Origin of the sequence: Legionella sp. PC997, assembly GCF_014109825.1 — a bacterium.
GTDB lineage: Bacteria > Pseudomonadota > Gammaproteobacteria > Legionellales > Legionellaceae > Legionella.
This window is the reverse complement of record NZ_CP059576.1, coordinates 628770-654187: the sequence shown is the minus strand read 5'-3', so window position 1 is coordinate 654187 and position 25418 is coordinate 628770. Positions and strand designations below refer to the sequence as shown.

Below are 25418 nucleotides of genomic sequence, written 5' to 3'. Positions count from 1 at the left end.
TTTATCTTAATATACTGTTACAAACAACCAATTTCATAGCTGATCATGTTTACATGCAGTCAGCAAACTAAATTATCCGCTGAAAAAGGTAATCTAAATATTTTTTCATTTGAAAACAATAAGTTGCTGTGGGAACATATCCAGCAAGAATGGATATGGCTCATATTTTAAAGAGGATGATATGCAAGAACGATTTTTTAAAGTAACCCGCTCTGAATTTTCAATTTCATTACCTTTGCTCAGTTCAGAAGATTTGGATCATTTACAGACCTTATGTGATGAAGGGATTGATATAAATACCCTGCTTATTCAAAAAATGCCAAAAACAGATTTGCATGTTCACGCTGAAGCGGGCATTTTGATCGATACCAAATTAGCCAAAATAATAGCAGCCCGCAATAATATCCCTTTTCCCGATGACTTGGTCGACGACCAAACTCAGCAATGGAAATTTACTGGTTCGGATAATCTTGATCAATTTATCAAAGACTTTCGACGTATTTCAAATATTTTGCAAACGCCGCAAGATATTGAAGACATTATTTATGCATTTTATAAACACTGTTATGAACATCGTGTCATCTTCGCTTTGCCAGGAATTTCTTGGATTCAATGTAAAGAACAAATGACTTTCCTTGAATTTAACCAAGCCTATAATCGGGGTCTTGCCCGAGGTATCAAGGATTTTGGTGACACCACTACATTGAGGTTACGCTATTATCAAGAACGACATATAAATTCAGAAGAATTTCAAAAAATATGGGACATGATTCAACAATATCCTAATCCTATGATAACAACTATAGGCCTTGCCGGATCAGAAGATGGTTTTCCATTGGATAATTTTTTTGAATTTTTTGAATCACTCAATCATTTTAGACAAAAAATGGGCAATCCCTGGTATTTTCTTACTGCCCATGTGGAGCCGGAGTCCCCTGAACGTACCATCGAAGTTGCAAGAAATTATTTGGATTGGTTTGCCCATGGTAGAAATATTGCAGATTATCCCCAGCTCAAAAAAACACTTAAAACTTCGGGGATGACTCTTGAAATATGTCCTTTAAGTGATGTTGCATTTTTTCCGAAATCCATTCCAGATTTACAAGCCCATACTCAATTCCAAGCTTTATTTAAAGAAGAAATGATTTCTTTAAATTCAGATGACCCGGCATTTTGTGGAACAATTGATGAAGTATACCAGTGTGTTTTCAAAGCACTGAACTGCGATTTGGCACTTTTATTCCGATGCACTTATAACGGTTTATTCCCAGCAGCACGCAGCACCTTAGAAAGCATGCGTTTTTACGCCCCAGAAACTTATCAAACCCACATATTGATTCTCGAAAACGGCATGTTGAAGCTTAAATTTTTTGAAACATATTGTCGTTTATTACAAGAGATTAGAACCATAAGTAATACGCATCGCGAACTAAAAAAACAAATTTTGGAAATTAGCTTGCACACTCCCCTAAGTGAATTAAATCGTCTCTCATCAACTCTTTTGAAAATAGGAAAAGAGACCCGCATCACCTCATTAATAGATATAAGACAAGAGATTATTAGGACGGCTAAAGTATTAGAAACGAAAACGTTGCAAGCCATAGAACAATTTGAACGGGATTGTCGCCTTTCCCAAGAGCAAGCTTTCAGCGGTCTTGAAACATAATCTAGAACAACCAGGGTAATTTAGCATTATAGGTCAGGTTCAAATAGGGAGCCCGAATTAGCGAAGCGAAATATGGGAGTTCAGTACTTCAAATCAATATTTCTATTAAATTAGAGATTAGTATCACAACCTTATTTGGTTCCCTCTCTGCTTATCTTTTTATTGGATTAACCTTTGCCTATTTATACTTGCTTATTTATGAACTGGTCCCTCAATCGATATCAGGTTTGGAGCCCCATGCTGAGACCCGAGCAATTTATTATTCGTTCATCACATTAACTACTGTGGGATTTGGCGATGTGGTAGCTACAGGCCCTATTATGCAATGCCTGTCTTGGATGGAAGCCTTCTGTGGCCAAGCTTATTTAGCTATATTTATTTCTCAGCTTGTAGGAAGATATATTGTTGAATGTAAATAAATATCACCTACACATGATTATGTCAGGATAGTCCAGAGCTTTTGTATAACATCTCTGAAACTTTTTTCCTATTCTTTACATAATTGAATTCGCAGCTCACTAATATCCTCATTTTTGTAAAACAAGAACATATAGCAGTGCGTTACCCCTTTTGATAGAGGGCTACTCATTCTACGCAAACTAAGCAAATTCAGAATTGCCTGAAAATTCTGATTTACCCTCTCTTGTATTGGCTTTCACATGCCAGAGTGGCAACATCAAAAATAATGGAATCAAGCAACAAATTAACAGCGTGAGAAAGAAATTATCCCAGCCGTAATTTTTGATAATTGCACCCAAAGGAGCACCAGCCAGAACAGCACCTAAACAATAAGCAAAAAATCCGGCAAAGCCAGTTGCGGTTGCCGCTGCTTTTTTGTGTGCTAACTCCGCACATGCCATACCAATCATCATTTGTGGTCCAAAGATAAAAAAACCAAAGAAAAAAAGAAACAATGAATCGAGAAATGGTGTATATCCTCGAGTGAATGTAAAGAGCAACAAAGTGACAAATACACCTGCGGTAAAGAGCACATTTATCGGATTGCGTTTACCTTGAAATATTTTATCCGACAGCCAGCCCGCGGCCAGACTTCCAAAAAAACCACCTACCTCAAACCATATGACACAACTACCTGCTGTGATTAATGAATAATCCTTCGCTTCGGTTAAGTACAGCATGCTCCAATCATTAATGGCCGTTCGAACCACATAAATAAACAAGTAAGAAATAGAAAGAATCCAAATATATGGGTTGCTTAATACATAATTCCAAAGAATTTCTTTAACTGAGAATTCTGTTTTTTCTGGGTGGTGATTTGTTGAACCAGAAAAATCGTTATTATATTGCTCTATCGCAGGTAAACCCAGCGATTGCGGGGTATCCCTTAAACGATTGATTAAAAAAACGCCTCCAAAAATGCAGATTACTCCCGGCACAAACATGGCTGAACGCCAACCGAAATATTGCGCGCACATCGCAACAATCAAGGGAATTAATGCACCCCCCACGTTATGTGATGTATTCCAAATGCTCCACCAACGACCACGTTCTGATTGTGAATACCAATGCGTTAATAATTTAGTACATCCTGGCCATCCCCAGCCTTGAAACCAACCATTCAATCCCCAAAAGATTGCAAATAACCACCAAGTGGAAGACAAACCAAACAAAATATTAAAAACACCTGTCAAAATTAGTCCAATCGCCATTAAGTAACGGGGATTTGACTTATCGCCCAGAATTCCACTCAAAAATTTGCTGATGCCATAACTTAAGCTCAAAATGCTAGCGATCATTCCGAGTTCAGTTTTGGTCATTCCTAGGGTGCTTTGCAACGCAGGCATCGCGAAGATAAAACTTTTTCGCGTAAAATAAAACAAAACATATCCTAGATACATGGCATAAAAGGTGCGGATACGCCAATAACGATATTGCTGTTTAACAACGGTTTTATCCTGAATTTCATCAAGATATGGAGCTGGTTTTAAAAAATTCACAAATGCCATGATTATCCATCATCATGATAAAAAAATAAGATTAGAATGTAACTCACAAAGTATGTCAAATCATTTCTAATTAAAATGATAGCAGCTCATATCTATTAATAACTAATTAAAAATTTAAATGGAATTCTTGTGAAATTATAAATAAGCTACACGATTTGCATTCAAGGGATTTGTCGTAATGAAAGAAATAATAAGTTTATTAAAACAAGAGCCATCCAGTTTTGTTAATTATAAACGTCCTGATGTCCTAATGGTTTTAAAGAGAAAATTCAATACGCAAAAAGACTGGATTATTACTTCGTTCAACCAATATCAATTTACCGAAAAAGAATCGCAACAAGTCCAAAAAGCTATTTTAAATGGCGATCTGCGAATAACCGATCTTCTGGAGCGTCCGTTTTATCACCATTTTTGGAGTTTCCTCACCTTTAAGTGGGGGGAAATACTTTCAGGTGGAAAAAGACTATCCAAGCAAGAAGTCTTACAAATCGCAACCTACTCTAGCAATGGCCAGGAATTTGCAAGAACTCCCACTCAAAATAGAAATAGACTGTTAAAGGGAGTGCCATTAGTCACCGGTAAAGTCGTTACTTCCATGGCACTTTGTATGGTGTTTTGCCTGGGATTATTAAGTACTTTAGGAGCCCCCTTTGGGTTGAGCCTCGCTTTGGCGATAGTTTTGTCTTTTTGTAACGGCATCGTGTGTTTATTAAGCCGTGGCCAAGCCATGCTTGATAGTGCTGGCTTTCAACCTCAAAAGCAAAAAACCTTTAAGATTCTTGAAGAAAATATTAAAGAAAAAACGGTATTGGATAGAGGTCAGAAATTATTTTTTGGTATCGTAACCTTATTAGCCTGTATTTCTGCGGGCATTTCCGGATATGCTGGTCTCGTAGGACTGCTCACTTTTTTAGGGGCAGGTATGATGGCTTCTAACCCTCTGGTTTTGGCAGTTACGATTGGACTATCTCTTATTGCAGCGGTTTCTTTCTATTCGTTTCAAGCTGTAGGGATACGTGAAAATTATACAAAATTCAAAAATCTTTTTATTGAAGATTACCAAAAACCCTATGGTCTGTTGCGATGTGTCTTATTAGGAGTTGTGAGTACGATTTTTTTAGCTGTTTATGCAACACTAACCTGGTTTACTACGGTATCCGGAGTTAATAAGCTTTTTAATGCGATAGGGGCGAACTCTAATACCTTGTTAGCACATATGATTGCCATGATATGTACTTCGACAACCATGGTTGTTAATACTTTTTCACAAGTTTATAAAGTTTTTAACCCGAAAACCTATGTCGACCTTAAAGAGAAATTTGAATCAATATATCAACCCCTGGAAGAAGGCCAAACAAAAGCAGAAAAGATAAAATATGGAGCCCTCAATATGCTCAAATTATTAGCTTTGATTGGTGATTCCCTTGCGTATTCTGTAGCCGGTGGAATCCGAAGCGGAATTCATGTTGGGGAAACACTGGGTGAGGCCATAGGGGCAAAACTTGCCTTAACCATTACCATGGCAATCTTGTCTCCAATCATATTAGTATTCGTATCCGTCGCTTTTACTTGGCCAACCGTTTTTCATAGGAAAGAATCGTCTCGAAATCCTTCACAGATGGAACAATCATTGATAAAAAAAATGAATCAAAGCCCTATTTCTCAATCACTTCAAAACAACCCTCTAACTCCACCCTCCGAACAATCCTCCAAATCAAATAATTCTAAAGGTAAACAAGCGGGCCTAAGATTTTTTGATGAAAGCTCGAATGAAGAGCACCGTGGCAGCCCTAATTTAGAGCGAAAAACAGCCCGGAGCTGCTTCTCACTATAAATGAAATATTGAGCTTAGGTACGGTTTTTTAAAATAACCTGTTGTAGGTGGTACCGAAGTTGGGTCGCAAACGACCCAACTTAACTGATGCGAATTTATAGATTTTGATCACTTAACCAGGGACTCCAACAAAGAATGTGTAGTGCCAAAGTTTGCTCATTTTTAAGTCAATTACTATACTGCTTATTAGTTTCCAAAGTTCGTTGAAGAGTTAAAATGAAAGTACATTTGTTTTTAAAATCCGGTTCTCCTAATAGGTTAAGCATTGATATAAAAAAGCAACCAGCACCTTCAGAGCAAATTGAAGAACTTCTTCGCTCAAAAAATAGTTCCTTCGATGACTTGAAAGAAATTACCTTTGAACATTACACCCTTGATGACGTCCAGCAACTGAATGATTGGTATTATAAGTTGGAACATTTAGTTACCTACAATCAACGCCACCAAAAAGCATTAATGCCTGATGAATCCTTTGAAATAAAGCCGCTTAGTTCTTCTGAAGCCCTGCAAATGTTTAAGGAGCATTACCCTAAAAATCGATTATGGCAATTAGCCGTTGATGGAAATCTCTATGGCAAGACAGTAGGTACAATTGGCGGTGAACGAATTGGTGGAGAAAATGGATGGGTAGACTATGCTCGACGAGAGCCTAATTCTTTGAATTCTTTCTTTCCAGCGCTGAATATCGCTTTAGATAATATCGAAGATAAATTCATATCTCATGAATTAATTTTTCAACTGCATGCTCTTGTTTCTAAGGATGTGTCTTTTATTGGTGCAACTAACACCCTCCCAAGAGGAAGCTACAGGGAACGAACTCCAGTTTTTGATTTAGCACCTGAATGGATGACAGTTGAAGGTCTTACTGATTTACTTGACAAGATGGAGGAAGGATATTTTTCTTTAGATAATGAAGATGACAATGATGGCGAAGCGCAATACCTATACTCATTCTTAAAAGACGGAAATTTATTTTTATCACACTCAACCATTACTGAATCACGAAAAAAAATTGCAGAAAAATACAGCATTGAAAATAGTAACTCTGCTTTAGCAAAATTTATGATAGAACGTTGTGAGAAGATTAGATACCAAGCAGCTGAAGCTCCTCATGAGATCATGGAAAAAATCATAAATAACTACAATGAGAAAATTAAAACGTTAACAGAACCTGATGAAATTTTACAATTAATTGGTGAAACAACGGAGGCCTTCGAACGAACTCACCCTTTTGGAGATGCTAATGGCAGAACATTCGTCAATCTATTACAAAATCGTTTATTAATTCAAAACGGCTTTCCCCCTGCTACCCTATTCCAGCCTAACCTTTATGATGCCTTTGGTAATCATGTGGCAGTCCTTAAACGTGGCATCCAAAATACCATGGCGATTTATAACGGAGAGGACATTTTTGGATATCATATGCATATTCTCCACCCAATGCATGGCAAAGAAAATAATTTAATATCGTCTCAAGATTTTTTTGACACCAATGAAAACTTAGGAAAATACGCACTCCAAGTAAAAGAAAATCCCTTATTATCTGACCAAGAAGATGACTTAACCCTGGAGGGTATCCATAATGCTCTATCTACAACAGACAATCTATTATTGAAGCTGGACTATATTGATCAGGCATTAAATAGATATGAACACGATATTAACAACGTTGCTTTGCTGGATAGAACTTATAAAGAAATAATTTCTAAAGTCCCAGCACCTCAATACACTCAAACTCATGCAGATTTTGCATTGCAAGAACTTAATTTCCAAATCGAACACCGTGTGAAAGCGCATGATTTGCATCCAGCCATTCAAAGACTTTTAGCAAGCATTCCTCAGGAAAATATAAAAGAAAATACCCAGGGTCTCCCAGACATTTCAAAAGAACGACTGGATAAAAATTCCATTGAAAAACTACACGTTCAAACCGTTGTTGACGATTCCTTACTGGATACCACTGGAATTCACCCAAATGAAGCGGATGTACCTCTGCAGGCATCCGAATCTGACCGAACCTTAAAGCTAATTAATATCTTATCCCATTACATACAGACAAAAAAAGATGAGTTGGGAAAAGATATTGAGTCATCCAAACAATACAAAACCAAACTAATTGAAGTCAAATTTGAATCGAGCGTTGAAGAAAAAATAAATGCTGCTCGTCATTTAATAGACCTTCTTGAACAAAAATCGGATACCAAGCCATTAGAGGACAAAGAATTTAGTGCACTCACTACATCTCGGTTAGGCAATAAAACTGCCGAATACATCGATTTAATCGAACATTTTTATAAACCGGAACTTGTTGCCCATCGGGGCGCCCAGGGTTAAAGACCCTGGACTCTATTAACTCTGTTTGTTTTCTTCCAATCTCGAAGCAAGTCTCACCTTGCGCCTGTGATGAGTTAATCGTTTTCACATCTTCAAAACTGTTACTTGCATAATCAACAATTAACGACCAAACTGGTCTATAAATGATCTATTATTATTAATATTAAAAGGTATTTTGGTTTAGAGGAATATATATGGAAGAGAAGAGCATTCTTAAACACAAGTATGTTTATGTTCTTGTAAATGATTTTCCTAGGTTGTTAAGAGCAGGAGAAACCTTAGAAAGTATTGCCCATATAACTTTTACAGAACATCAATCCATTTCAGAAACTCCTGTAAAAACTTACCCAGACTTCAAAAAAGCAGCATATGCATCGAAAAAACTATATAAAAAAACAGGAATTGAATTACAACGACATGGTTATCCCCATAAATTATATCATACTGGGATTGCAAAGATTAAAATTGATGGAACAACCATGGGAGAAGAGTTAAACCAAGAACAATTTATAAAGGGGCTAGAATCCATCACTCATACGAGTGGAATAATCATAACTCGAGCAGAACTCGATCCAGCAAAACACGAACAAGAAGAAGAGGAAAATATATCGTATAAGGACGATGTTGAGGAAGACCAATTTAAAACCCACTCAATTATAAAAGATATTTCTGCAATCCCTCCAAAATTACGATATTTATTATTTGTTGACTTTGAGTTATTTCACCATGGCAAGGAAAATTGGATTGATTATGAGTTTAGGGAACGAAATTGTGTTAAGAATTTGTTTGAAACCACTACTACAATTCTCGAACTATATAGGTTTGATCCAAAAATTAAAACTCATATATCACTTGAGATCATAAACAGATTGCATCTTCAACTGAGTCAAGGTTTGGCTCAAATGGAGGGGGATGGAGAAGGTCTTAATGAATACCGCACTATTTACAACGGATTTCCAATTTTCAAAGATACAGCAACGATAGAAGGAATCAAAGAATTATTATTTCGAATTAGAAATGACGACAACGCAGAGGGATTTATGCTTGGCAGTCCTTCAAAATTAGAATTTTCAAGTAAAGAAGAGTTAATTGATGTAATTAGAGATGCGAGGAAAAATGCACTCGCATGTGCTGGTGAAACTTCTTCAGCTACCAGCACGAACATTCAAAATTTTAAGGATGATGAAATAGAAGCGCTCGCTCAAAACATTTATCAAAAAATCAAAAAAGGGGTACCTGTTTATATACTAACTCCAGAGCCTAAGTTAGCTTATGAATATGCTTTAGATGCGGTTAAAATATATAATAAAGAAATTAAAGAAGCCATTACAGTGGATGATAAAATAAAAGCCATTGATAAACTAACCCATGAATTAGAGATTCTACACTTATATTATGACGTAAATCTTCGGACCAATTATTTATTGATTAACTTATTATTGATATCAAATGGTATAAAATGGACAATTTTATATAATCCAAATCGAATCGACCTTTATAGTAAAGAGCAGAGGATAAAAGAAATTAAAAAAGGAATTCTCCGATTTGAATATCTGATAGAACATCAGGAAGAAATGTTAAGAGATTATGAACAACTAAATAATGGATTAGCCAAGGAATTCAGATATGGTAATTTAGGTTTTTATCAACCTTTTGAGAGAGAAGATAAACTGAAAGCCGTCAAAAAAGCTTCACTCGAAAGCTCTGATCCGCAAGGTGATATAGAGCGCGAAATGCAAAAATTTGATGAAAATTCAAAAGCAGAACAAACTCAAATATCCAGTGTACTTGAGGTCTGGTCAAAAAAATACGAGGAAGTCGAAGGACCTTTGAGCAATTTTTTAAAAAAATTTACAATGTAATACTCCGAAAGTTTTAGAAAAATAGCAAAAAATCATGTAATGTAAACATGATTATGGTCCTTTCTAGAGATTCAAATTTAACGTTTTCAATGATTCCCGATTTAATGAGATGAACTTTTTAATGAACAAAAAATTTTACGCCCTCTTTCTTGTTTTGAGCTTACAATCGTTTAAGGTTGTTGCACTAAGTGATAATGAGCAATTACTAAAGCAGTTTCATAACTATGGAATGACACACTGCGATAAATTTATTCTGATGCAAGCTGACTTATTAAATAAACCCAATCGGTCAATTGACATAGAGAGCCCTATCGGTGAGCTTGGGCAAGGCTACTCTACTGTAACACTAATAATTACTTATGGTTACAAAGGAGATACAATTAAACAAGATTTATCATTTATTGAAACACCGAACCGTTGCATCTTGACAAAACGAGCAACTCTAACCTCTAAGGGTCCTTGTAGTCAGAATATCAATCCGGATTATTGGTATATATCGAAGTCGATACCTCAAATAGATTATACCAGTTATCGAAACAAAGGTGATGCACCTATGTTGGCTAAGGAAATTAATGTAGGGGATTTTAAGGCATGCATTCAGGAGTTTCGTTTGACGAGTGACTCTAAACATGATTAGCTCCAGTAGTTGAGTCTCTAGCCCCATCCCATTCCGAAAGTTCATCTAGACTTAATTCTTATAACACAGCAAGCTAGACCACCAAGCAGGTTGGCGTTCGGCGCAATACGAGGTTGAATCTTTTCGATCCAACCTTTTTGCTTCACACTTCTTATCAAAATTTCACACATAAGCTCATGCCTGTATAGTGCCATTCCGCGTAGGCGGGAATCTATCCCTCAAATTAATTCTTACGTGTTTCTGGAATTGATTCCCCGCAGGGAAATGACAAAACAAGTTAGACGACCTATTTATTTTAATGCTTCTTGATACAGCAATTTGCTATAATTTTATTAACTTCCAATTCATTAAAAAGACTCTATGGCTCATAAAACGGGCAGCGCCAATTTACCTTTGCATTATGGTCGTGTGCCTACTTGGCTTGCGGAGCGTATGGCAAAATTAGGTGCGATCATATGTCAAGCTATCATTCATCATTACGGCCGAGATGAAATTCTTCGCCGTTTATCAAACCCCTTTTGGTTCCAATCCTTTGGAGCAGTTATGGGCATGGATTGGCATTCTTCGGGGATTACTACGAGTGTTATTGGTGCCCTGAAGCGAGGTTTAACACCACTTGCGCAAGAACTTGGGGTTCATGTTTGTGGTGGCAGAGGCAAATATTCACGACAAACTCCGCAGGAGCTTCTTAGTATTGGTAGCAAAGTCGGTTTTGACGGGCAGCAGTTAGCGCAATGCAGCCGTCTGGTAGCTAAAGTGGATAGTGCGGCGGTCCAGGATGGATTCGATCTATACTTGCATGGTTTCATCGTTACTGATGATGGCAAGTGGACAATTATTCAACAAGGCATGAATACGATTAATAAACAAGCGCGACGATATCACTGGTTATCTGAAGGATTGACGAGTTTTATTGAGGCACCTCATACTGCCATAGAAGGATTTCATCAAGGTAATATAATCAATCTTACCGATCAACGGGCTCAATTATCACGATTTAAGCAAATTGAGCTTTTGAAAACGTGTTCTCCTGAGCGTATTCTTGCAGAGATATCCAAGCAAAAAAAGAATGGCCTAAAGTCAGTAAATGACTCAACAGCACAACTTCCGTTCCCCCATCTCGACTTACCTGCACATCATGATGTTCGAGCCGAAAATATTTCCATTACCCGTTTGCATGGCAATATTGCTGCAGCCATCAATCGAGGCCCAGAAGATTTTACCGAGCTTCTTTTAACACCTGGCGTTGGGGCAAGAACTATTCTCGCTTTGGCCTTTGTAGCTGAAATCATTCACGGGGCTCCCTACAGATTTTCCGATCCTGCCCGCTTTTCTTTGGCTCATGGCGGAAAAGATCGTCACCCCTTCCCTGTTCCAGTTAAAGTCTATGACGAAACCATTGGGGTGTTGAAAACTGCAATACAAAAAGCAAATTTAGGTCAAAGCGATAAATTGGATGCCATTAAACGACTTGATAATCAAGCACGCGAATTAGAACAACATATTATTTCTGGTCCCTCTGTAGAAGAAATAATGGCTCATGAAAAAAAGGCCTCTCCTATGTATGGTGGCAGGAGTGTTTTTGGATGGGAACCGTTAATTCCTGACTAAGCTAATTCGCCCTTATTAAAGCAGTTTTATTTTTCAATAATTGATTAATGCGTTGTGCATCTTTAGGCGCATTGGCTTTTTCATCATTGTCAAAATAACAATAAATCCTTTTCCCCTCTTTATGCCAATTAACAAATTTCTCCACATATTCCGCTAAAGTAGTTTCTTCATAAGCTCCTTTATAAGCCTCTATATTAGGTCCATGCATGCGGATATAGATAAAGGAACTAGTGATTATTTCCGGTGAACGATACATTTTATGATCATAAAAACACAGTGACATTTGGTTTTTATCTAACAGCTCATACAGTTCTTCGCAAAACCAGCTCTTATGTCTGAATTCAAAGGTGTATAAATAATTTTTAGGAAGGTGCTGTATAAATGTCTTCAAAGTAGGAATTTCTATTTTCCACCAAGGAGGAAATTGAAACAGTATAGGTCCTAACTTCTCTTCAAAATTACTAAAGGCTTTAAGTAATTTATCTACACTTTCAGTGCTGTCTTTTAACTTTTGAAAATGGGTAATGTATCGGTTTGCTTTACATGAAAAAGTAAAATCGGGGGGTGTTATTTCTACCCAGTTCCTTATATTTTTTTCTTTAGGGATTTGATAGAAGCTGTTATTAAGCTCCACACTATTCAACAGCTCAGCATAATAAGGGAGTATTAGATTAGATTTGATCTTTTCAGGGTAGAAATTACCCAACCATCCTGAATAGCTCCATCCTGAAGTACCTATATTAAATGGATTTTTTTCCATAAAAATCTCGGAGTATTAAATGATGTTTAATTATAGGACAAATCAACACGTCTGTGGGGTCAAACGACCTAACTTCGATTTGCTAGGAGTTTATTTTGGATTTTGTCCGGAGTAGCTAATCCATTGTGGTTAAAATGAATGGAACACCCGTAACGAGATGGCGACTTCTTAGGAACTTCTTTTCCATTCTTACTCATATCAGCATTGGTATAACGGCAAAGAATGTTTTTTCCTTTACGATACGAATGTCCCGCTGCACCTTCTTTTTGAAACCCAGGCTCTGTGAGCGTATTGTATAGTTTTTTTGCTTGCGTACCATGAATATTAAACTGCATGGCACAAGCGGTGGGCATGCTAAAAAAAAAAATAGAAGCAAAACCAAAGCAATTTTTGCTTGACGTTTCATACTCACTTCCTTTCGTATTAGTGCCGTTTCCGTAGAATAATTTTGCGTGTCTTTTAAAGTAGTTGGGTGAGCCACAAAAAGCCAGTGATTTTACTTGATTGAAAAATTGTTTTAGACAGGAACTTAATCAACATCGTTTTCGGCATGTTTAAAATCTAGGCGGACTCGTTGACTTTAAATCACTGGAATGGATAATACTATTCCTTTTTGTTTATAGGTTTTACTCATGGGGAAAGTTAGCAAAACTGCGGAAATGAGAAACAAAATTATTGAGAAATTAACTGCAGCATTTAAGAAACTGGTGACAGAGAATGGCCAGGCAAAAGCTCCATTAGCAGCACTTATTAATGCTGGTGATAATCCGCAAGTTTTACTGATTACAATTGATAAAAAGCCGGTTACAATCAAATTCCTAGGTGGATCAGCGATATCTCTTTTTTCAGCAACATATAAAGATATTAGTGTTATATTTCGCGTGTTATCCGCTGAAGAAAAATATGTCGCAGCCTATGATGTCCTGCGAGTAAATCCAGAGGTTGCTAAGCACTTTCCCGAACGATATCTTTTACTTCCTTTCAAAAATCGCAAAAGTAGTTATTACCTTGAGCTAATAGAATATTGTGCCAAGGGAAGTCTTGAGCAAGATGCAGAGAATTTCGATACTTCTTTGGATTATTCCATGAAAATGTTACAGCAAATGGTAGATATAGAGAGGGCTGGCTTTCGTTTTACCGATATTAAACCGAGTAATTTTATTATTGCTGATGATGGACGTTTAGTCCTTTCTGATATTAAGTCTTTATTGAATGTATACACAGAAAGCTCTATTCCAAAGATGGAAGTGGCTCAAACCCCTATCTATCGTTCCAGACCCACATCACTCAGCGTAACACCCAACTCAGATAATACTAATGAATATTCAATTTCGGAAATTGATTATAAATCCCGATATAAAATGGGAATTAGTATTTATGAAGTGATAACAGGGATCCGGGTTGCCAGTAATTTTGGGAACTCAAAGAAATCGTTATTTAACTTCATGAGCAAACAACAGTATGAATTAACAAAAGACATATCCACCCTGGGATTGGATATACAGACCATTCAGTTGGCTGTTACCAATTTATCGGCTTATGTAGATCAACTCGGTATTCAAGGACCCGCTACACGACTCGATTTTAACCATCCCGTATTTAACTCTCCCTTAGGCAAGAGTGTACGAAAGGTTATCCGCGGCTTAACTCATGAGGAATCAAGTAAACGGATGGAGTTTTCCCAAGCTTTATTAATTCTAAAGCTAGCTACGAAGAAGCATGTTATTTCATCAACTGCTAATCCAAATTCAGAGCTATCTTCCCCGCCATTAAATGTCCCAAGAGCCAGTGTCCCAGAGAAGAAGAAACATAAGACCAAGAAAAAAGCTTCCATTAAAATGTTGCCAGAACAGGAATTAGCCTCTTCTTCTGCTTCATATGCCGTTGATCCAGAATTGGAACAAACAACACCGGAGCAAGAAAAAAAATCCATTCCGAAGTTGAACCTAAAATCAAGCCAATATTCACATCGTGATTTAGAAAAGCATTTAATGTTTAGAGATAAAACGCCGCAAACAACAAGAGAAACAATACAGATAGAAGAAGACAAAAAAGAGAACGTTTCTCATAAACGAAGTGATTTTAAAGGCAAAGGAAGAGCTTCTAGTGTTGCTGTTATCCAAAGTATAAGTAAAACGAAAAAACTGCAGGAATCGGAGCAATCTAATTCAGAAAAATCCGATAATTCAGCACCAAAATATTATTAAAAAAACAAACCAATTGGATGGTTCAAAATGCGTCAGATAAAGTCCCATTCTTTATGTCCGGCGCGCGTCTTTGGCGTTTAACTGTTTGATTGAATTGGCCAATTTTTAAGTCAGTGAATTTTTAATAATGGACTTTATCATATAAAATAAGCAAAATGGATTTAAAGAATTCAGGGATGAGAGGGCAAGGATATGCCAAAAAACTATAAATTCCATGATGATAGTACTTCTGAAGAATCTTGTTATGAAAGTGACGGAGAAACGAAATATTATCCCCAAAAAAACATTGGTTCTGGAACGTACGCCAGAGCACGAAAATTCCAATCTCCTGATGGTCAACGCTCACTTGCCGTGCTTAAACCTGTGGATAAAGACGATATTGATTTTATCGAGGCTTATAATAAATACACATTTTTTAAGACGCTCTATCCGAAACAAAATCATGTATTAATAGAGCGCGATGACACTTATCGCTTGGTGCTTCCCTATATTGCCGGAGTACCCTATGAAAAGTTGCGCTTGACTAATGAAAGGCAACAAATAAAGCTTTTTCTTTCTGCAATTGAAGCATTAAAAGACTGCCATAATAAAGGGTATATTGTTCTGGATTTAAAAGCGGATAATATCCATTATGACAAGAACACGGGAAAAAGTTATTTGCTTGATGGAGGGATCTCTGTAAAAAAAGGTAGGCCACTCGACCCGGATATCTTTTGTGTAACAACGAACGAGGAGCGGATATTAAATAAAAAGAAATATACGCAAATTGCACCCGAGTGCTGGTCTCAAAAGCCGATAACTGCCCAAAAAAGTATGGATGTTTATGCTCTAGGCGCTATGATGCAATCCATTTTAAAACCCTCCGCGGATCTCAATCGTCTCATTCAATTATGTCTCGTCCACCAGCCAGAACATCGGCCAACTTTGAGAACATTGGAAAAACATCTGCGACAACTATTAGTTCAACCCTTAAACCACCCCCGAGACGCATCACCTAAAAGACACTCAAGTAATGAACTAAGCAATTTTTCATATGCTATGAAAATACTAGCTGAACAAAGTATTGTACCTACGAAAAAACAATATAAAAGACTTAGAGAAAATAATAAAATTCCCAAAGCTATTGCGGAATTTAATAATGCCTGTGCTCTGATCCAGGAGAGTCAAAATACTATTAAAAATCTTTATTTTAGTACTTATAAAAGAGAAACCCTCACTTTAATGCTCCGAGGTCCTATCGAATTTAAGAAAGAATATCCTCAGATTGAAAAAAGGGCTATGGTCTTTATTAATACTCAATTGTTTCGAAGATTTACACAAACGCAGGCTATAAAAATTTTAACTACATTAGACAACTCTAAAACACAGTTAGTACTCTCCCATCCTTCTAAACCTAGAAACAGTATTTTTCATGCTCCTAAAAAAAGAGAGGAACATAATGAAGTAAAAATGGATGGATTGAATATGTAGTTACAATTTAATACCCCTGGCAAAAGGTTGGGTCAAACGACCCAACCTATTTTCTGCCTTTTGCTAGGAATTAGACTGGCTGAACCTTGAACCAACAGAATGAGCCTTGCTTTCATCATGTCGGAAAATTGGGCGCTTAAAGAACTTAAAGCCTTTTTTTTCTGATTGAGGCTGAGAAGCAGGACTTTCTTCAATATTTAAAGTGATGTTCGAAAAAGATTCCAATTTGCTACGGAAACTGACGATATCCTCACTAGTACCTCCTTTAAGAATTGTTACTTTCTGTAAGGTTTGCTGATTTTTTTCAATAAAGAACAATAACTGAGTAAGTTTAGATTTATTCTGAAAGTCACTAAAATCATGGATCACTATTCCTTTCAAGTTAGAAAATTCCATCGCTCTTAGCATGCCAAATAGATCTGAAAATTTCTCATCGTGTAATTTGGATGCAGAGGTATTGCAGGGAGTTAACTTGTCTGGAGAAGAATTAATTGAAAGGAATCTTTCTTGCTTAAATGTTGAAGAATCAAAACTGTGATCAATGCTATTTCGCAGAGCAATTAAATCCTCTTTGACTTGCTGCAAAAATAGCTCTTTGGCAGCGTCAAGCACACTTTGGTTAATATTATGAAAAATATGCTCATTATTGGGAGGAGCCTTTGAAAAAATTTCATTGAATTTTGCTGTTAATACATCCTTATTTAGTTTTTCTTCAATTACAAGAGTCGTAAAAAATTTTTCTATCAAACCCGATATCCGCTCGGGAAAGTAACGGATTTCTTCTAAAAATAGATCATCCTTTAATGAGGGCCCGTCTAAATTCATTGCAAACCAAGTCGCCGTTTTAGTTTCTATCGTAGCATCCTGAATGGCGAAACGAATTTCCTCTAAAAGATTAAAAAAATTAATAAATCTCGTAAGATTATTAGGAAGTTTCACAGAAAATTTTTCTAAATGATCGAGGTAGCGGAATACCGTTGGTTGTTCAAGAAGGGTTTCAATAAGTAATAATAATTTCTTGAGTAATTTATCGTGTTGTATTCTTCGCTGTTTGTTTGCAAGTAGCTGAATTTGCTTTGTATTTTTTTTCCAAGTCGTATTGATTTTTAATACCTTTGGTCCAGAAGGTTTTTTTTCTGGATCAGCATAAAGCGCTCCAAGGGGCATTTCATTTTTAAGAAATAGGTGCATATCATTTACTTTTAAAGACTTTGTGAATTTAAGTTCTTTTTTCACTGTGGGTGCCGATATTAATGAGGGTACTTTATTTTCGGAAAGAGAGGTACTGAGCGTCGGCTTGCTATTAAGTTGAGGTGCTTCGTCCGATGTTTTCAAGAGATCCTTTTCCTCTGTTTGACCCTGAGTTACTTTCAGTTCGTGGGATGGTTGCGATGGATTAGTTGACGAAAGAGTTGCATCCTCAGTATTTGTTAGATTTTTTTTTGTATGTTCGAGCATAGGTCTTCTCATTTAGGAATAGTATGTGTCAAATTATAAATAAAACGTTCCTTAGCAAATTGCTAGGAGATTTATTGTTCCCGATATCGATTTTTAAAGTCAGAATAGTACAGCGAGGTAGATATTCTTTTCTGAAAATATAGTCCTCAACGGGTAAGTAAAATAGCATAGGTCTTTAAAAAATAAATCTTTTTTTGGGCGATTAGAATAAAAAAATTATGCAGGAGTAAGTTGATATGAAAATAGGGAGGGTGTAGCGATAGAAATTGATTTATAACCTAGGAGATATCGCTACCATTTTATTATATCAGTTCAACATTAATTTATTATTAATAGTTTTGGGCCTAGGCTAGAGAATTTAAATTTCAAAATCTAAGGTCACTTCATTAATTTGAAATAAAGCTTTTATTTAATAATTCAATTTTCATAAAATGACCATTAAATTGATCATCATTAACTAAGTCCCGTTTTATGCGACGTTCACAAACTTTTATCTTTATCCATGGTGCCTGGCATGCTTCTTGGTGTTGGAGGCGTATTGCAAAAGAGCTCCTCTCCAAAGGGCATAAGGTATTGATGCCAGATTTGCCGGGTCATGGTATAAACAATCAACTAAGCAGCTCTATATATTTTAATCACTATGTGCAAAGTGTTGTTAGTTTGATTCAGCAACAACCCGAACGGGTCACTTTGGTTGGCCACAGTATGGCAGGTTTAGTCATTGCAGCGGTTGCTGAGATTATTCCTAATGCTATTCGTGAACTCATTTTTGTCGCAGCCTATGTTCCGCAAAACCATAAATCTCTGTTTTCATTGGCGCAAGAATCCGAATCAAATAATCTTACTCCTTTTTTGATCATTGATGAAACATTACAAGAAATTCGCCTTCAGTATTCCTCGAATTTAGCCAATATAATGTTTAACTGTTGTCGCCCGCAGGATGCCCAAAAAGCAATGGTTCGGTTACAACCTCAACCTTTACGTCCGTTTACCGAACCAGTCCCTGTTGGCGCACACTATACTTGCATTCCGAAACGTTCTTTAGTTTGCCGAAATGATAAAGTTTTACTCCTAAGTGATCAGCTAAGGATGAGTAGAGAAGTTACCGATAATATTGTATATTTAGACGCCGATCATGCCGCTTATTATTCAGGCGTGCGCCCGATTATAGATGAATTATTAAAATAAGAGAAAGTCCCTTTATGCGTGAAAAAATCTTAAAAGATAATAATGTTGCAACCACTTCCCTATTAGCGAATTATTGGAAAAAAGAGGCTAAATCTAAAGAAAATTGGCCGGCATTAACCCAAAAACAAGGCACAAGAGAAAAAGATTTATTTAAAGATCCTCTGATGCAAAACTTCGTGAGCGAGCAAGTTAAAGAAGAAGCCGAACAACGTTTAGATAAAAGAATGTGGTTGCCGTTAGCTACCCGCACCCGTTTTTTTAGACGTACCGTATCCGATGCAGTCAAAAACAAAGAGGTTACACAAATCATCATTTTAGGAAGCGGCTTTGATACCCTACCCGCTCGTAAAATGAAATATACTCAACAATTCGGTGCACGATTTTTTGAAATTGACCATCCGCAAATTTTAAAATGCAAGGAACAAGTTTATTCCGAACAAAGTATTAATAAAAATGCCACGTATATTGGTTTAGACTATGTTAAGGGGGATTTAATCGCTGAGTTAGCAAACAATGATATTGAATTCACAAAGCCAACTTTAATTTTATGGGAAGGAAATACTTTTTATCTCGAAAAAGAAGAAGTAATACGAATTTTACGTGATTTATCAAGTAAATTTAGCCATTTAACCATTACCTTCGACTACATGCATACTCTGATGCAAACTGGCGCAAAACAATTAGACTCCACTGCGAAAGAACAATGCTTAGAAAAAACTTTAGATGAGTTTGCTAATAAAAAATCCCCTTTCAAGACATTTTTTGAGCCAGGTGAGATTGTGCTTCTATGTAAAAAACTTGGGATAGCATGCATTGATCATAAAACGGCAGCAGAGTTAGCCAAAGAATACAAAGTGGATGAAGAACCATATTATACAGCAGAAACGTACTCCATGATAACCTTTCAGAACAAGTAAATCACCGCTTCCCAGTCAAGTAAAATTTTTTTTCGCGCGCACACTCCATCGTGCGCGAAAATTACCATTTTTTCTTCATAATTTACTTTTCAATTTAAAACCCTTCTGGGGATTTGTTGATCAATATGATTTTTATATAAAGTATCTGTTCTCGTTTTGAATTTTTTGTTTTAATATGCCAAAAAATGTCCTTTCCTAAATCTTAGTAATCAAGGTGAAATTGTGCAGAAAAAAATTGAAATTTTAAATTCTATTAAGCCTGTATCAACGATCAAAATCTCTTCTAAATCCAAGAAACTAATTTCCTTCGAGATTAGCCAGATAGCAACCGAACCTTTTGGAACCTATTTTTTAGATAGGGTTATGTCTCCAAAAGGACTCGCAACAGTAATTGGTGTATCTAATGGATATATATGGTTTTGGATTGATGGGGAGAGCGGTCCAACTTATTGGGACAACATTTATGAAAACATATTCAGTTCTGATGGATTTAGTAAAAGCCAAGATACGAATTATCCTCCAGAAGTAAAAAACGCGTTAAATGAAGCGTTGGGATTGGATATCCCTTTTGATCGTATTTCTTCTCTTGATTTAATGACTTTACTAAAGGGAGCTGGCCAGTATACTACTGAATATTTGACTAATTTCTTACAGACTTTCTTACAAGAAAAACCCGAGGAGTTTATCAAGCAACTTGAGTTACTGATTCAAGAGTTCGAAAAGTTATCTATTTCTGATTTTGATGTCCTTGCAGAATTCGCTGAATTAGAAAAGGACCCTAAACCACAACTCCTTTCTTTTATACAAGGAACGCAAATCAACGAGATTACAAATGGGCAGGTAACTACTCTTAAAAAAATAGTTAACGAATTGCAAGCTGAGATTGAGATGCTTGAAAATAGCATGAAACTATTAAAGCCAGATGGCCAGTCTTCTCTTCATAACATGCTCTCCACGCTAAAGCAAAATCTAGAAATAAGTCAAAAGGATTTAATCAAAGCGATTCAAAACTTAAATCCTGTAGACTCCAAAGTAACTCATCTAAAAAAAATTAGTCCTTATAAAAAATTTAATATCCTTTTAAAGGCATTGATTGAGGCATATTATGGGCGTCAAATCACCCACCCCGATTCCTTGTCCCTTAAGTGTTATTTGGAAGGTGCGGCCATAATGACACAATTTTTATATGATCAAGGGCACCAATTTTTTGATATTGAAGGAGAAGTTACCAACAATAACAATAAGCAAGAAAAGTCGGAATCATTAAGTCGTCTTGAAATAATGTACCTTTTCTTATTATTGAGTGGTAGTGGTGCAACCTCACCCACTCTACAAGCACGCGTGTACCTCAAAATTTTTGAAGCCCTGGGAATTACCCCTAATGATAATGAACACATGCCTGAAACATTTAATTTAATGCATTTTATTTCCAATAAGCCTGATGATTTTATAAAAATTTATCGATATTTTTTTCTCACAGAAGGTCCGTGCAAACAAAAAGCGGAGGAACTCATAGACAAGAAAAATTCGGTTTTTCTAAGTGAATTAGGTAAGTTAACCTGTCATTACGCAATGGCATTGAAAATCAAAGCGATGCGTCCTGATGCAAAACCTGGTGCCCGGCAGGAAGTTAGTTATTATTTGAGACGAGGGGTTAATTATCTTTTACAGGCGGTGAAACAAAGGATGCCTGAGGCAGTTGAAACTTTGGATGCACTATGTAGTCAAAATGATACGGATAAGAACATAGAAAATATGATTGAAGTAGCAAAAGAGCTTGCTTCTTATTATTCTAATACAGGAAACTTTAGTAAAGCGCACCATTATTTAGATATTGCTTCGGGTATACGAAATAAGGAAATTCAAGGTCTCCAAAAAGAATTGCAGGTACTGCAAGTCAAAACGATGATTTTAGAACACACTGGTGAAAAGCAAAAGGAAGCCATTGAGACACTCATGCAACTGGTTCGCACAAATGATCAAGCGGCTTTTGATGTATTCGAAGAATTAATTATGAAGGTGCCTGCAGTCGCTTTAGCGGCAGTAGTCTATTGGCATGATAAAGATATAACTAAATTATCTCCTCTATTGTTGAAATTTGCAGCAATAGAAAACTCTAACCTTGTTGCATGGTATCAAAATCAGTATCAAGTAAAATGCAAAGGGAAAAACAGTGATCTGTCTTCAGTCCTGTGTGCAGCAAAAGTGGGTTTTCCTCCTGCGATTGATGAACTCAATCAATTACTTATTAGTAGTCCTAGTTATGCAGATGATAACCAACAAACTCTTCTACCCATTATTCGGAATTTTGAGATCTCACAATATATTGCCCCAGAGCATTTAACAACGCTTCTTCTACACTATCATTCCAAACAGGATTTATCGAAAGAAGCTTTGAATAAGTTCGTGGAATCCCTAGCTCATACGTTTTTTAAGAAATCAGAATCCTATTTTCACCTTCTTTTTCTAATACTTCGTGATTTAAGAACTTTAATTGGTTCTGACGAATTAATAGCTGTTTTATTCGCAATCAAGAGAACAGGATTATTGTCCCCGGAACACCATTCTTTACTAAGAACACTAGCCACTCTATTCATTGAACGAGCAGCAACTGATGATAAGTCCTTATTTCATTCCTTTACTTTAGAATTCCTTCCAAACTATCCTCAATTAGCTCAAGCACTCTACAACGATAGTGAAGCATGGAATATTTTAAAAAATAATGAGCAAATAGCCCGCCTTATTAAAGATGTCATCACAGACAAGAAAAATCCTAAAGAAGAAAGCAGTCTTATTAACTTGTCTATATTTAAGGGGAATAATAAAGAAGAATTAGCTAAGACATCAAAAGAAGAGGTAGAGATAAGTAAGGAATCAGATTCTAAAGGAGTTCAAAAGAGGTTTGTTTGAAGACTGAGATTGTTTTAGGACCCCTATACAACTGGTTTTCTGTCTCATATTTTACCGAGTTTGTCGGGGTCGTTGCCCGACAAACTATAGTAAATACAAGATTACTTTCTGATTGTTCTATGGTATTTTTTCTAAGAAATAGCTTGGGTCTACAACCTAAATCTACTTGGCTGTTTGAAATCTGATTACAAGTTAATTTAAAGATGGTCTGTAAAAATACTCAGGAGAAATACATGTGGTGTAAGGATTTATTTATTGATATTCCTGCGCGAGATAATGCACCCCCAACTCGTTTGCATATCAAGATAGTGAGTGAAAATGAAAACCATCTCGATAAAAAGCCCTACATTTTTATGCTGCCTGGTGGACCAGGTGCGAATCACTCTCATTACAAAGATTATGAATGTCTTGCCACTATTGGAACAATGGTTTTTATCGATCCCAGAGGATGTGGATTAAGCGATAAACACGACCCGTCCTTATATACTATGGAAAATTATATTCTGGATGTTGAAGAAATTCGTACCTATCTCAAGCTGGATAAAATCATTTTATTGGGTAAGTCTTATGGAGCAATGTGTGCATTAGGATATACACTTGCCTACCCCAGCCATGTTTCCAATCTGGTGCTGGCAGCAGGCTCTCCAAGTTTTAGAAACCTTGATACAGCACGCTTAAATGTCAAAAATAGAGGAAACTTAGAGCAACAAAAAGCCTGTGAACAGTTATGGGAAGGCAGTTTTAGCAGTGATGAAGAATTAGATAAATTTTTTGATATTATGGATTCTATGTATTCCTGGAAAAAAAGACATCATATCCCCGTGACTCGACCAGCTCCTGATTATATCTTTGCTCATGAACCTTTGAATCAAGGATTTGGAGGTTTTTTAAGGACATTTGATTATGAAGATCGCTTACATGAAATAGCCTGTAAAACACTCATCCTTGTGGGCGAAGAAGATTGGATTACCGACAAAAAACATTCCGAACTCATGGCGAGCAAGATCCCAGACAATCAATTTATTATATTTCCCCAAGCCGACCATTCAATGGAATCAGATGTTCCAGAAGCATTCTTTTCAAGTATAGAGTCCTTCCTAAAAAGCCAATTTGCAAAAAAAAACGTTCACCATTTTTTTCAGGAAAAGGAAATAACTGTGAAGGGAAAACCGAATCTTAATGAGCAGATTAAAAGTTTTGAATTTACTTAAAGCGAGTTGAGTTATTTTATTGAAGACTGGTTTTTTAAAAATGCTTGTTATTAACCAGGGGACGTCGGGCTAAGGGCTCGACGTCGACTTGTTAATTCTTAACTTGGAGTCTCCTCATCACGACTTCAGGTCCGCTCCTTTCAGATATGGTTTCATGATGCGCTTTTTTGTAAAAAAAATTATTAGTTCCTAGTTTTTTTATCTCATCTTTAGTTAACTTTAAAGTCATGTCGGTTATTTTTGTCATCTCGGATTTCTTAATGAAATGATCAATTATCCAAGCAACAATACCTAATTCCCAAAAGCCAGGACGGTTATTTTCAATTTTTTTAGCATTATCTTGTAAAATGGCCAATGTTGCTTGAGGTGGTCTTAAAAAAGCTGTTTTAATGGCTGTAAGCATCATTGCTGTAGCATATTTACGTGCATCATAAGTTTTTAACAATCCTTTATGTTTCTCTGGTTCGTCAACAGGATTGTTATTTAAAAAGTTTAAATAGGCTTCAGTTTGCTGTTTTACCTCGTACAAAAAATCTTGATCCATCACCCAAGATAAAGCTTTGTTTGCATGGAACTCTTTCGGCTGAACCATCAGTATCGAAAGTTGATCCTCTACTTCTCTTTGATGTTTCCGAGTTTCTCGCCATAATCTTACTATTTCTTTATCGCCTTCTTTGGAAACAGCTTTTCGATCTAATTCTTCTATTTCAGCTCCTACTTCGTCGAGACGATCAAGTAGTATTTTTCCGGTTTCTCGTATTAGAACATTATTTTCATTTATTAAATGATTAACAGCGTATGCCCATGTCTTTTTGTACGTTGTTTCTTTTGCAACCAAAACACCCGGATCCATACCCATTTTTCCTTCAGTTATTCGTTCAGCTTCCTGAAGTCCATTTTGTTTTTTAAAAGCTTCAGTTATTTCATCCCTAACTAATTGACGAATATCTTTAGGTGATTTATTTCGATTACCTTCTTGTTCTCTTAACCATTCTTCATGACTTAATAGCTCTGCGGCAGATGCCATCATTTGAGTCAAATAATAGGTAACCTCTGACTCATTGGATGCCTGATTATATAATATTCCGAATTGGATAAGTGGTAAGTCGTTAATAGAAAGGTCTGTTTCCGCAAATAAATTAGTCAATAAAGGGGTGACATCATCCGCAAACAGAACCCTATTACTTAATGGCTGATATTTAGCATACATTAGTTTGCTTAAACCGATAGCTGCAAAGACGTAATCACCCTTTCTTAAAGCATCAACATAAGCTTGTGGTTCTCGTTTACCTTGCAAATCAACCCTCTAAAAAAGCAATTTGGTTAAATTGAGATCATATCATGATTCTATAAAGTTGAGGAGAGGGGATAATTTAATTGGGAGGA

18 protein-coding genes are annotated in these 25418 nt (G+C 36.4%); 13 read left to right on the top strand and 5 right to left on the bottom strand.

Features of this window, described 5'->3' with window-relative positions:
* The first annotated feature begins 181 nt into the window (after nucleotides 1-181).
* Both HBNCFIEN_RS02635 and HBNCFIEN_RS17830 read left to right on the top strand, forming a co-directional pair.
* Complete coding sequence (locus HBNCFIEN_RS02635; protein ID WP_182392603.1) at nucleotides 182-1666, top strand: hypothetical protein; 1485 nt, start codon at nucleotides 182-184, stop codon at nucleotides 1664-1666.
* 188 nt (nucleotides 1667-1854) lie between these two features.
* Entirely contained in the window at nucleotides 1855-2085 is a 231-nt protein-coding gene (locus HBNCFIEN_RS17830) for a potassium channel family protein (protein ID WP_182392602.1), read from the top strand.
* 180 nt (nucleotides 2086-2265) lie between these two features.
* Here HBNCFIEN_RS17830 and pgtP read toward each other — a convergent pair whose 3' ends face one another.
* Nucleotides 2266-3633, bottom strand: a complete 1368-nt coding sequence (gene pgtP, locus HBNCFIEN_RS02625; protein WP_182392601.1) for an MFS transporter — start codon at nucleotides 3631-3633, stop codon at nucleotides 2266-2268.
* A 178-nt stretch (nucleotides 3634-3811) separates the two neighbouring features.
* Between pgtP and HBNCFIEN_RS02620 the strand changes: the two genes are divergently transcribed.
* The 5 genes from HBNCFIEN_RS02620 to HBNCFIEN_RS02600 all read left to right on the top strand — a co-directional run bounded on the left by HBNCFIEN_RS02620 (nucleotide 3812) and on the right by HBNCFIEN_RS02600 (nucleotide 11911).
* Nucleotides 3812-5467: a hypothetical protein gene (locus tag HBNCFIEN_RS02620; protein ID WP_182392600.1), complete on the top strand. Its 1656-nt coding sequence runs from the start codon at nucleotides 3812-3814 to the stop codon at nucleotides 5465-5467.
* Nucleotides 5468-5683: 216 nt separating this feature from the next.
* Nucleotides 5684-7801, top strand: a complete 2118-nt coding sequence (locus HBNCFIEN_RS02615) for a Fic family protein (RefSeq protein ID WP_182392599.1) — start codon at nucleotides 5684-5686, stop codon at nucleotides 7799-7801.
* A gap of 479 nt (nucleotides 7802-8280) precedes the next feature.
* Nucleotides 8281-9663, top strand: a complete 1383-nt coding sequence (locus HBNCFIEN_RS02610; protein ID WP_182392598.1) for a hypothetical protein — start codon at nucleotides 8281-8283, stop codon at nucleotides 9661-9663.
* 121 nt (nucleotides 9664-9784) lie between these two features.
* Complete coding sequence (locus HBNCFIEN_RS02605; RefSeq protein ID WP_182392597.1) at nucleotides 9785-10300, top strand: hypothetical protein; 516 nt, start codon at nucleotides 9785-9787, stop codon at nucleotides 10298-10300.
* Between the two features lie 360 nt (nucleotides 10301-10660).
* Nucleotides 10661-11911 carry a DUF763 domain-containing protein gene (locus tag HBNCFIEN_RS02600; protein WP_182392596.1) on the top strand — a complete coding sequence of 417 codons (1251 nt, stop codon included), beginning with the start codon at nucleotides 10661-10663 and terminating at the stop codon, nucleotides 11909-11911.
* Between the two features lies 1 nt (nucleotide 11912).
* Here HBNCFIEN_RS02600 and HBNCFIEN_RS02595 read toward each other — a convergent pair whose 3' ends face one another.
* Nucleotides 11913-12671: a DUF72 domain-containing protein gene (locus HBNCFIEN_RS02595; protein ID WP_182392595.1), complete on the bottom strand. Its 759-nt coding sequence runs from the start codon at nucleotides 12669-12671 to the stop codon at nucleotides 11913-11915.
* A gap of 68 nt (nucleotides 12672-12739) precedes the next feature.
* Nucleotides 12740-13006 (bottom strand): hypothetical protein, encoded by a 267-nt coding sequence (locus HBNCFIEN_RS02590; RefSeq protein WP_255464315.1) that lies wholly within the window; start codon nucleotides 13004-13006, stop codon nucleotides 12740-12742.
* A gap of 297 nt (nucleotides 13007-13303) precedes the next feature.
* Between HBNCFIEN_RS02590 and HBNCFIEN_RS02585 the strand changes: the two genes are divergently transcribed.
* Together HBNCFIEN_RS02585 and HBNCFIEN_RS02580 are read left to right on the top strand one after the other, a co-directional pair.
* Nucleotides 13304-14878, top strand: a complete 1575-nt coding sequence (locus tag HBNCFIEN_RS02585; protein WP_182392593.1) for a hypothetical protein — start codon at nucleotides 13304-13306, stop codon at nucleotides 14876-14878.
* Nucleotides 14879-15070: 192 nt separating this feature from the next.
* Nucleotides 15071-16348, top strand: coding sequence for a protein kinase family protein (locus HBNCFIEN_RS02580; RefSeq protein WP_182392592.1), 1278 nt, complete (start codon nucleotides 15071-15073; stop codon nucleotides 16346-16348).
* A 63-nt stretch (nucleotides 16349-16411) separates the two neighbouring features.
* Here HBNCFIEN_RS02580 and HBNCFIEN_RS02575 read toward each other — a convergent pair whose 3' ends face one another.
* A complete protein-coding gene (locus tag HBNCFIEN_RS02575; protein WP_182392591.1) occupies nucleotides 16412-17584 on the bottom strand; it encodes a hypothetical protein in 1173 nt (390 codons plus the stop codon).
* Between the two features lie 693 nt (nucleotides 17585-18277).
* Here HBNCFIEN_RS02575 and HBNCFIEN_RS02570 point away from each other — a divergent pair.
* The 4 genes from HBNCFIEN_RS02570 (at nucleotide 18278) to HBNCFIEN_RS02555 (ending at nucleotide 24032) form a co-directional block, all read left to right on the top strand.
* Nucleotides 18278-18994: an alpha/beta hydrolase gene (locus tag HBNCFIEN_RS02570; protein WP_182392590.1), complete on the top strand. Its 717-nt coding sequence runs from the start codon at nucleotides 18278-18280 to the stop codon at nucleotides 18992-18994.
* Nucleotides 18995-19008: 14 nt separating this feature from the next.
* The gene (locus tag HBNCFIEN_RS02565; RefSeq protein WP_182392589.1) at nucleotides 19009-19911 is read left to right on the top strand and encodes a class I SAM-dependent methyltransferase; all 903 of its coding nucleotides are present in this window, start codon (nucleotides 19009-19011) and stop codon (nucleotides 19909-19911) included.
* Between the two features lie 222 nt (nucleotides 19912-20133).
* On the top strand, nucleotides 20134-22821 hold the full coding sequence (locus tag HBNCFIEN_RS02560) for a hypothetical protein (protein ID WP_182392588.1): 2688 nt from the start codon (nucleotides 20134-20136) through the stop codon (nucleotides 22819-22821).
* A 233-nt stretch (nucleotides 22822-23054) separates the two neighbouring features.
* A complete protein-coding gene (locus tag HBNCFIEN_RS02555) occupies nucleotides 23055-24032 on the top strand; it encodes an alpha/beta fold hydrolase (protein ID WP_182392587.1) in 978 nt (325 codons plus the stop codon).
* A gap of 91 nt (nucleotides 24033-24123) precedes the next feature.
* Here HBNCFIEN_RS02555 and HBNCFIEN_RS02550 read toward each other — a convergent pair whose 3' ends face one another.
* Entirely contained in the window at nucleotides 24124-25329 is a 1206-nt protein-coding gene (locus HBNCFIEN_RS02550) for a hypothetical protein (protein ID WP_182392586.1), read from the bottom strand.
* Nucleotides 25330-25418: the final 89 nt, after the last annotated feature.